This window comes from Rahnella sp. AN3-3W3 (genome assembly GCF_003263545.1).
In the GTDB taxonomy this organism is placed as follows: Bacteria; Pseudomonadota; Gammaproteobacteria; order Enterobacterales; family Enterobacteriaceae; genus Rahnella; species Rahnella variigena.
Genome location: NZ_JYDG01000139.1, coordinates 1 through 9,755, shown reverse-complemented (window position 1 = coordinate 9,755; position 9,755 = coordinate 1). Strand labels below are relative to the sequence as shown.

Here is a 9,755-nt window from a genome sequence, read left to right as displayed (position 1 = left end):
AGGAGCAGAGCAAATTCCCTCTCACATTCAGGAGCAGGGATTACAGTTCTAAAGCAATTAACTCTTCCACCGTCTGCCTGCGACGAATCAACCGCGGCACGCCATTCTCAAACAACACTTCCGGCAGCAGAGGACGGGTGTTGTAGTTCGATGACATCGATGCGCCGTACGCGCCGGTATCGTGAAACACCAGATAATCGCCGATGTGTACCGGCGGCAGCGGGAAGGTTTCCACTCCGCCGCCTGCCTGCTGGGTAAACACGTCACCGGATTCGCACAAAGGACCGGCGATCACGGAATCCGTCAGCGGTTGTCCGCTCACCTCGCGGCCATCGGCCGGTAAGAGCGAAATATGGTGATAGCTGCCGTACATCGCCGGACGCATCAGGTCATTAAAGCCAGCGTCGCACAACACAAAGTGACGGCTTCCCATGTCTTTCACGGCACGGATTTGCGCCACCAGCACGCCGGATTCTGCCACCAGAAAACGTCCCGGCTCGATCTCCAGTTTAATCTCGTGCCCCAGATGCGCAGCGATTTGCTCACGCGCCCGGTTCCACAGGCCAAAATAGTGGCCGGTATCAATGGATTCTTCTTCAAAATGATACGGGATCGACAACCCGCCACCGGCTGAAATCGCTTCAATATCTTGTCCGGTTTCAATCACCTGACGCACCATCGCATCGCAAACCTGCTCAAGATGACCGTAATCCGCGCCGGAACCGATATGCATATGAATACCCACCAGTTTCAGGCCGTAACGGGCGATCTCAGCCAGCGCCTGTGGCAAATCGGCATACCAGATCCCGTGTTTGCTGTTTTCACCGCCGGTGTTAGTTTTCTGGCTGTGCCCGTGACCGAAGCCCGGATTGACGCGCAGCCACACCGGATGCCCGGCCTTATGCTGACCAATCTGACTGAGCATGTCGATGGAACCAGCGTTCACCGGAATATCCAGCGCCGTCACGCGTTCCAGCGTCGGCTGATCCAGCACGTCTGCGGTGAACACAATCTCACTGTCTTCGCGGCCCGGAATAAAACCGGCCACCAGCGCACGTTCAATCTCACCCAGCGAAACAGAATCGACCTTCACGCCCTGCTCGCGCATCAGACGCAGAATATGAATGTTGGAACAGGCTTTTTGTGCAAAACGGACGACGTCAAACTGACGCAACTGCGCGATGCGCGCTTTAATAATCTCCGCATCATACGCCCACACAGGGCAGCCAAATTGTTGCGGCAGAGCCAGTAAGTTCGCGGCATTAAGCGCGGTAGACATATCGTTCAGGGCGCGTGGCATAAGATTTTCCGTCAGGTGAATTCAGTCATATTTCCCTCAGTATGCCGCGTAACAATCTGGCGATAAAATATCTATTTCAGGCCAGTCTATTCATTTATGATATGGATAAATCACGCCGTTTACCGGATAAACCATGCCTGCGATTTCCCTGCGCCATATCGAAATTTTTCATGCGGTAATGACCACCGGCAATCTGACTGAAGCTGCCGCGCTGCTCAATACCTCACAGCCGACAGTCAGCCGCGAACTGGCACGCTGCGAAAAGCTGCTGAATTTGCAATTATTCGAACGCCTGCGCGGGCGTTTATATCCTACCGTTCAGGGTCTGCGGCTGTTTGAGGAAGTGCAGCGCTCATATTACGGGCTGGACAGGATCATCAGCGCGGCGGAAGGGATCCGCCAGTTCGAGCAGGCACAGCTCTCTATCGCCTGCCTGCCGGTGTTCAGTCAGTCACTGCTGCCTGCGGTGTGTAAACCGTTCCTCGACCGTTACCCTGACGTCAGTTTCAATATTGTGCCGCAGGAATCGCCGCTGCTTGAAGAATGGCTGTCTGCGCAGCGCCATGATTTAGGGCTGACGGAAAATACCCAGACGCCTGCCGGAACCGAGCGTCAGACGCTGCTGACGCTGAACGAAGTGTGCGTACTGCCTGCCGGACATCCTTTGGCTGAAAAATCACGACTCACACCACAAGATTTCAGGGGCCTGAATTATATCAGCCTGTCGGCGACTGACAGTTACCGGCAACTGCTGGATACTTTATTTACGGAACAACAGGTTACGCGACGACTGGTGATGGAAACCCACAGTGCGGCGTCGGTGTGCAGCATGGTGCGCGAAGGCGCGGGCGTGTCGATTGTCAATCCGCTGACCGCGCTGGACTATTCTGTTAAAAACAGCAAGAGCGGCTCTGTTAAAAACAGCGAGAACGGCTCTGTTAAAAACAGCGTGAACGGCGTCGTATTACGGGAATTCAGCATTGCCGTACCCTTCACCGTCAGCCTGATCCGCCCGCTGCACCGTCCCGCTTCCGCACTGGTCAGCACATTTATCGAACACTGCCATCAGCAGGCGCAACGCTTTGCCGATCGCCTTGAAGCCGCGCTGACTCGCTGAACAAAAACAAAAAAGGCCACGCCGGATATTTTCCGCGTGGCCTTTTATGTTCTCAATGTACTGAGTTACGCGACGGCTTTTTCCGCTTTCTTCGCCGCACGGCGGAAAGTGATCACACACAGCACGAAGCCGATGGCGCCCAGTCCGCCCGCCGCCAGCGGCACGGTGCTCAGCCCCATTCCGCGTTCAATGACCGCACCGCCAACCCACGCGCCCAGCGCGTTGCCGACGTTAAAGGCGGCAATGTTCAGCGTGGAAACCAGATTCGGCGCATTTTTACCGTAAGTCACGACGTTAACCTGGAGCGCCGGCACCGCAGCAAAGTTTACCATCGCCCAGATAAACAGCGTGATTTCGGCGGCCACCAGATGCACGCTGGTGTAGCTGAACAGCACGGAGAATATGGCGATCATCAGGAACGTCATGGTCAGCGAGATGCCCAGACGCCAGTCGGCCAGACGTCCGCCCAGCACGTTACCGATGGTCAGACCGAGGCCAATCAGCAGCAGCGTCCAGCTGACGCCGTGCTCAGATACGCCAGTGATTTGCGTCAGGATCGGCGCGATATAGGTAAACAGCGCAAACATCGCCGCCGCAAAGAAAATGGTGATCGACAGCGACAGCCACAAACCAAGGCTGCCCAGCGCACGGATTTCCTTGCGCAGATCGGTCGGCTCTTCTTCTTTCTTATCCGGCAGCTTTTTATACAGCGCGAACAGTGACGCCACACCAATCACGGCCACTACCCAGAATGTTGAACGCCAGCCGAAAGCCTGCCCGAGCGCGGTACCGAGCGGAACACCCAGCACGTTAGCCAGCGTCAGGCCGGTAAACATCAGCGCCACCGCTGAAGCACGGCGGTTAGGTGCCACCAGACTTGCCGCCACCACCGCGCCAATCCCGAAAAAGGCACCGTGACACAGCGCGGTAATGACACGCGACAGCATCAGGAAACCGTAGCTATAGGAAAGCGCACACATTACGTTGCCAATAATAAAGATGCTCATCAGCAGCAGCAGGGTTTTCTTGCGCGGCAGTTTTGCCGTCAGCACGGCCATGATCGGCGCGCCGATCGCCACGCCCAGTGCGTATCCGCTGATTAACCAGCCTGCAGAAGGAATACTGACATTCAGATCCCCCGCCACGTTGGGGAGCAGCCCCATAATGACGAATTCGGTGGTACCGATGGCAAACGCGCTGAGCGCCAGTGCCAGGAGTGCGACAGGCATAAAAACTCCGGATATTTTTAGTTATGAGTAAAGGCTCCGGTATGACACCGGACTGGCTTAAATACCACGTTGATCACACTTTTGACCAGACGCAGTCTGTGCCCTTGCTGCCTGAAAAATATCCGTTTTGAGGATTAATCTTTACATAACAATACATTGCGGAAAATGCGCTAAAAGCGCAAAAGGAACCGATTCCAGTGATTCATTTCCCCCGTCAGCTCAGCGCTTTTCTTCTTTCAGTGAAATCCAGCGCGGATTCCCTTTAAACCACTCCACCAGAAAATCGAGCAGCGCACGCAACGCCTTTGGCATTTGCCGTCGTGATGCATATATCGCATAAATCCCCATTTCCTGAGGCTGCCACTGTTCAAGTAACGGAACCAGTTGCCCGCTGGCAATCAGCGGCGCTGCCGAGTAATAAGGCTGCATGACAATCCCCGCGCCTTCCACCGCGCCGGTCAGCAGTACCAGCGATTCATTGGCGCTAAGATTGCCGCTCACCGGGATCGCCACCTGCTCGCCCTGCCGTTCAAATTGCCACAGGCTTTTGCCGAAGTACGTGTACGTCAGACAATTATGCACCGCCAGATCCTGCGGATGTTGCGGCGTGCCCTGCGAGGCGAGATAAGCCGGCGATGCGCACACCACGGAAGGACACAGCGCCAGCGGCCGGGCGATCAGATTCGGATCCAGATCGTTAGTAATACGCAGCGCCAGATCGATACGGTCTTCGACCAGATTGATCGCCCGGCTTTCCAGCTGAAGATCGATACTGACCTGCGGGTGTCGCCGCAAAAACTCGGTGACCGCAATCACCACCGCGCCCTGCCCGAATGATTGTGAACAACTCAGACGCAGCAAACCGCGCAGCGCTTCATCGCCGGTGTCCGCGACGCTGGCCATTTCCGCCGCCACTGACAACATTTTCCGGCAACGCGCCAGTGTATTTTCACCCGCATCTGTCAGGCTGAGTTTGCGGGTGGAACGGTGCAGCAGGCGCGCGCCCGACCACTTTTCCATCTCCGACAGATAACGCGTCACCATCGCCCGCGACATATTTAGCGACTCGGCAGCATTGATCATGCTTCCCCGTTCAACGATGGCAACAAACACTTGTGCAGCGGTAATTCTGTCCATGATTCGTCCGGTTTATGCAACAAACAGTTGCGCATTATCCGGTTTTTCCCGCGGATTATGCAACGTACAGTAGAGTCTTACTGAATGTGATTATTAATGCCCCTGAGGAAACCCCATGCAACTGAAACATCTGACTCTGATCGCCGCCCTGCTGGGCAGCAGCCTTTCCGCTCACGCCGCCAGCGCGCTGAAAATGGAGGTGTATAACCCGGGTGAAAACAGCATTTTCCCGGTGTCCTCTGAAATCATCACCGGCGAAAAAGAAGCGGTACTGATCGACGCGCAGTTCCAGCGCAATGATGCTGAAAAACTGGTGGAGATGATTAAAGCGACCGGCAAGAAACTGACCACCGTGTACATCAGCCAGTCAGATCCTGATTTCTACTTCGGGCTGGACGTGATCCGCGCCGCATTCCCGGAAGCGAAAGTGGTAGCCACGCAGGCAACCGTGGATCAGATCAATGCGACTAAAGACGGCAAAGTCGCATTCTGGGGGCCACAACTGAAGGACAACGCGCCAAAATCCGTCACCACGCCAGAACCGCTGAAGGGCCATGAATTCACGCTCGAAGGCCATAAATTTGAAATTCAGGGCGTGGATGCAGAACGTACGTTCGTGTGGATCCCGTCATTAAAAGCGGTGGTCGGCGGCGTGCTGGTAAATGGCGACAACATGCACGTCTGGACCGCAGATACGCAGACGCCGACATCGCGTAAACAGTGGGTGGAAGCACTTGATGAAATTACCGGCCTGAAACCGGACGTCGTGGTGCCGGGACATTTCCTGCCAGGTGCGCCAAAAACGCTGGAATCGGTGAAATTCACCCGCCAGTACCTGCTGACACTGGAAAAAGAATTACCAAAAGCGAAAGATTCCGCGGCGCTTATCACTGCGATGAAAAAACATTATCCGCAGCTTAAAGATGATTCATCATTAGAACTGAGCGCGAAAGTATTGAAGGGCGAAATGAAGTGGCCGCAGTAAATATAGATAACGAATAACGAATTTATTATAACGGCAGGAAATACCCTGCCGTTATTTTATTTTCAGAAACCTTAGAAACAGAGCATCAAGTAAAATCATACAGTTATAAATTAACTTTCTAAAAAACTTGCCATCACTTTCCCCTTCACTCTCAATGCATTAATAAATCATTGAATAGTAAAAAACAGCATAATAAAATCCTGCCGCCCCACCAAAAAGGTCAATATTTTCTGCTATTCAGCCAGAGGATGTACCTTATCTAATTAATAAAGGATTATTATGAACTGGTATTTAAAGGCATTAAAAAACTACGCTAATTTTTCTGGTCGCGCCCGGAGAAGAGAATATTGGTGGTTCGTGTTATTTAATATTCTTATATCAATGGGTGTAAGCATTGTTGCAAAGATATTTGGCGATGAGTATTTACTGTCTTTGCTCTACTCATTATTCATGTTTCTTCCCAGCCTGGCATTAGCCGTGCGTCGTAATCACGATGCAGGATACAGCGGCTGGTGGGTGCTGTGCCCGGTCTTCAATCTGATCCTGATGTTCTTCCAAAGCGATCCAGAGGATAACTGCTTCGGCCCTTATGTGGTTGAGCCACAGGCGTAAACCCTCGAGATATCTTGCGCCAGGTGCAATAAATCATCCATTTATGATAAAGGGTGTTGCGCTTACGCAACACCCTTTATACTGTTGCGTAAGGCGCAACATGCAGGATGCATCCAATGATTAAGGATTTCAAACACAAAGGCCTGAGTCGATTTTTCACATCCGGTTCTACAGCCGGGATCAACGCTGAACATGCTAAGAAACTCAGGCTCAGACTTGCCACGCTTCACGCAGCACAGGTTATAAATGACATTGACCGGCCCGGCTATCTGTTACATTCCCTGCAGGGTTCCCGTAAGGGAGAATGGTCAATAACGGTTTCTGGCAACTGGCGTCTTACCTTTGAATTTATTGATGGAAATGCTTACATCGTCAATTACGAGGATTATCACTGATGAACATGCATAACCCCCCTCATCCCGGCGAACTGATTGCAGAAACGCTTGAAGAACTGAATGTCAGCGTGCGTGAATTTTCCCGTGCCCTGCAAATTGCCCCTTCTACTGCGCAGCGTATTGTGAGCGGGAAAATGGCAGTGACGCCGGAAATGGCAGTGAAGCTGGCAGCAGTATTAGGCAGTTCGGCCGAATACTGGCTCAAACTACAGGCAAATCGTAGTTTATGGATTGCGGAACAAACTGTAGATGTCAGCGGATTACACCGGCTGGCGATGACATTAAAACCCGCCTGAGGCGGGTTAGTTATAATGAGCAAAACTTACTGCGTCACCCGTACAAATCCGCCTTCGGCCTGAACGTTATGGCCGAAACCGCAATCACCGGTGGTATGCAGTTGCACGTTCTGCGGGTCGAAATTCATGTCTACGCTGCACTCGCCGCCACCGGCAGAGGCATCGTCGGCTTCGTGGTACACCGCGTGATTGTCTTTGATTGCCGTCACCACCGAAAACTCGCCGGTATTCGGGCCGTAGTACAACGACATCTGTCCCATGTATAAGCCGCTGAAATCGATTTTGAACTGCGCTTCTTCGCCTTTCACTTCCAGGATATTCCAGCTGCCAAATCCGGCATATTGCCAGTAAATGCCCGCCGGACTTTGTGCCTGTGGCATTGCAGCGAGTTTGGGCTGGATCAGACCCAGGTTGTATTGTGATTTTTTGTCAGCAGGCGCCAGCATCAGCCAGGCTTTGGCTTTCAGATAATCGCCCTGCTTAATGTAGGTCAGCGCGATGTTGTTGTAAGCCGTCGCAATCTGATCCTGCGGCTTGTGGCAAAACTCGCTCCACGCGACCTGATTGCGGAAAATTTCCCGCGCTTTGCCCATATCGCCCTGCTGATACGCGACTTTTCCGGCAGCAGCATAAATGCCTGCTTTTACGCAATCAGCATCAATATCAGGTTCATCAATCTGAGCAAACGCCTGAACACTGGCAAAACATCCTGCCACCAGCAGTAAATTCACTGCGACTTTCATCAAACATCCTTCTACTTTTGTGGTCTACAGAGCTTCGTGCTGGAAAAACATCCTTACAAGTGGTTCATTGCCCTATCGCACTGAGACACTCATTCTGGGATGATTGGCTTCACAACATATCGATTACACATGGCTATTATGACTAAAAAACCTGGGAAATCGGCGCAATGGGGCGCCGTCTGGCAGTTAATTAAGCCTTACTGGCGTTCGGAAGAAAAGTGGCGAGCCTGGGGCATGTTGACCACTATCATCATCCTTTCGCTGGCTGGCGTGTACCTCAGCGTGCAGTTTAACGAATGGAACCGCGTTTTCTATGACGCGCTGCAAAACAGAAACTATCCGGTTTTCAGAGCCCAGCTGTGGAAATTTACCTGGCTGGCGCTGCTGTTTATCGTGATTGCCATCTACCGGGTTTATCTGACGCAGGGCCTGCAAATGAGCTGGCGGCGCTGGATGACCGAAGAGTATATGGAGAAGTGGCTGACCAATCACGCCTATTATTACACGGAGTATCAGCATCAGGTGGATAACCCCGATCAGCGTATTTCCGACGACCTGAATGCCCTGACCAGCGGGACACTTTCTCTGGTGCTCGGGCTGCTGTCGAGCGTGGTGACGCTGTTCTCGTTCGTATTTATTTTGTGGTCGATCAGTGGCCCGCTGAACTTCATGCTGGCAGGGCATCACTTTGAAATTCCGGGCTACATGCTGTGGTTCGCGCTGCTTTACGCCGCTGTGGGCTCCTTCATTATCTGGTATATCGGTAAGCCGCTGGTAAAACTCGGATTTAATCAGGAATGGTTCGAGGCAAACTTCCGTTTTGGCCTGATCCGTATCCGCGAAAACAGCGATGCAATTGCCCTGTATCACGGTGAGAAAAACGAGCACGACCAGCTGACCGGCAAGTTTGAATCCATCAAAACCAACTGGTGGTCAATCATGCGCGTGACCCGTCGCCTGAACGTCGCGACCAACTTTTATGCGCAGTTTGCCAATATCTTCCCGATTCTGGTGGCCTCGCCGCGCTATTTCGCCGGTGCCATTCAGATGGGTGCGCTGATGCAAATCGCCTCTGCGTTCGGTCAGGTACAGGGCGCGTTATCCTGGTTTATCAATGCCTTCACCGATCTGGCCAACTGGAAAGCGACGGTTAACCGTCTTGCCGGTTTCAATGCCGCTATCGATCAGGTCAACGCTCAGCCACGCGGGATTAACGTCGGTAAAAGCAGTGAACATGCCCTGCAACTCGATAAGCTGACACTGAATCTGCCGAACGGTAATCCGCTGTTCTGTGATGTTTCCGCATCAATGAAGCCGGGTGAGCGCGTACTGATTGCCGGTCCTTCTGGCTGTGGTAAATCGACCCTGCTGCGCGCCATCGCCGGTATCTGGCCTTACGGTTCAGGCAATATTGCGCTGGCGGAAGGGAAGCGTTATCTGTTCCTGCCGCAGCGCAGTTATATCCCGATTGGTACCTTGCGTGACGCGCTGAGTTACCCTGACGCCAGCCGCGAATATACCGATGAACGCCTGCAACAGGTTCTGGAACAATGCCGCCTGCCGCATCTGGCCTCGGTTGAAATCCTCGATGATTACGCCAACTGGAGCCAGCGCCTGTCGCCGGGTGAACAACAGCGGTTGTCATTCGCCCGCGCCCTGCTGATCCAGCCGGATACGCTGTTCCTCGACGAAGCGACCAGTGCGCTGGATGACGAAACCGAGCAACAGGTTTACTCTCTCCTGCTCAGCGAGTTGCCGCAGACATCGGTTATCAGTGTGGCGCACCGTAATACCGTGGCGAAATACCATCAGCATTGCTGGCGGTTCAAAAATCAGGAAAACGGTCCGTGTGGATTTACCTCCAGCGCACTGCTACCTGAGTAACGCCTGAGACGCCACTGCGAAGTGGCTGAAAACGAACAAAGGTTGCTGATATCAGCA

10 protein-coding genes are annotated in these 9,755 nt (G+C 53.1%); 6 read left to right on the top strand and 4 right to left on the bottom strand.

What is annotated here, in order from left to right; all coding sequences use genetic code 11:
* Positions 1 to 40: 40 nt before the first annotated feature.
* Complete coding sequence (lysA, locus tag UC15_RS25330) at positions 41 to 1,300, bottom strand: diaminopimelate decarboxylase (protein WP_112291968.1); 1,260 nt, start codon at positions 1,298 to 1,300, stop codon at positions 41 to 43.
* A 133-nt stretch (positions 1,301 to 1,433) separates the two neighbouring features.
* Between lysA and UC15_RS25325 the strand changes: the two genes are divergently transcribed.
* A complete protein-coding gene (locus UC15_RS25325) occupies positions 1,434 to 2,417 on the top strand; it encodes a LysR family transcriptional regulator (protein WP_112291967.1) in 984 nt (327 codons plus the stop codon).
* A 65-nt stretch (positions 2,418 to 2,482) separates the two neighbouring features.
* On the opposite strand, the gene UC15_RS25320 is transcribed toward UC15_RS25325, so the two are convergent.
* A complete protein-coding gene (locus tag UC15_RS25320; protein ID WP_112291965.1) occupies positions 2,483 to 3,646 on the bottom strand; it encodes an MFS transporter in 1,164 nt (387 codons plus the stop codon).
* A 219-nt stretch (positions 3,647 to 3,865) separates the two neighbouring features.
* The gene (locus tag UC15_RS25315; RefSeq protein ID WP_112291963.1) at positions 3,866 to 4,783 is read right to left on the bottom strand and encodes a LysR family transcriptional regulator; all 918 of its coding nucleotides are present in this window, start codon (positions 4,781 to 4,783) and stop codon (positions 3,866 to 3,868) included.
* Positions 4,784 to 4,898: 115 nt separating this feature from the next.
* On the opposite strand from UC15_RS25315, the gene UC15_RS25310 reads away from it, so the two are divergent.
* The 4 genes from UC15_RS25310 (at position 4,899) to UC15_RS25295 (ending at position 7,071) form a co-directional block, all read left to right on the top strand.
* A complete protein-coding gene (locus UC15_RS25310) occupies positions 4,899 to 5,768 on the top strand; it encodes an MBL fold metallo-hydrolase (RefSeq protein ID WP_112291962.1) in 870 nt (289 codons plus the stop codon).
* A 279-nt stretch (positions 5,769 to 6,047) separates the two neighbouring features.
* Positions 6,048 to 6,380: a DUF805 domain-containing protein gene (locus UC15_RS25305; protein ID WP_112291960.1), complete on the top strand. Its 333-nt coding sequence runs from the start codon at positions 6,048 to 6,050 to the stop codon at positions 6,378 to 6,380.
* Between the two features lie 116 nt (positions 6,381 to 6,496).
* Entirely contained in the window at positions 6,497 to 6,775 is a 279-nt protein-coding gene (locus UC15_RS25300) for a type II toxin-antitoxin system RelE/ParE family toxin (protein WP_112291959.1), read from the top strand.
* Positions 6,775 to 7,071 (top strand): HigA family addiction module antitoxin, encoded by a 297-nt coding sequence (locus UC15_RS25295; RefSeq protein ID WP_112291957.1) that lies wholly within the window; start codon positions 6,775 to 6,777, stop codon positions 7,069 to 7,071. The genes UC15_RS25300 and UC15_RS25295 overlap by 1 nt, the downstream gene beginning before the upstream one ends.
* A gap of 26 nt (positions 7,072 to 7,097) precedes the next feature.
* On the opposite strand, the gene UC15_RS25290 is transcribed toward UC15_RS25295, so the two are convergent.
* Positions 7,098 to 7,814: a tetratricopeptide repeat protein gene (locus UC15_RS25290; RefSeq protein WP_112291956.1), complete on the bottom strand. Its 717-nt coding sequence runs from the start codon at positions 7,812 to 7,814 to the stop codon at positions 7,098 to 7,100.
* Positions 7,815 to 7,943: 129 nt separating this feature from the next.
* Between UC15_RS25290 and UC15_RS25285 the strand changes: the two genes are divergently transcribed.
* Complete coding sequence (locus tag UC15_RS25285) at positions 7,944 to 9,698, top strand: ABC transporter ATP-binding protein/permease (RefSeq protein WP_112291954.1); 1,755 nt, start codon at positions 7,944 to 7,946, stop codon at positions 9,696 to 9,698.
* Positions 9,699 to 9,755: the final 57 nt, after the last annotated feature.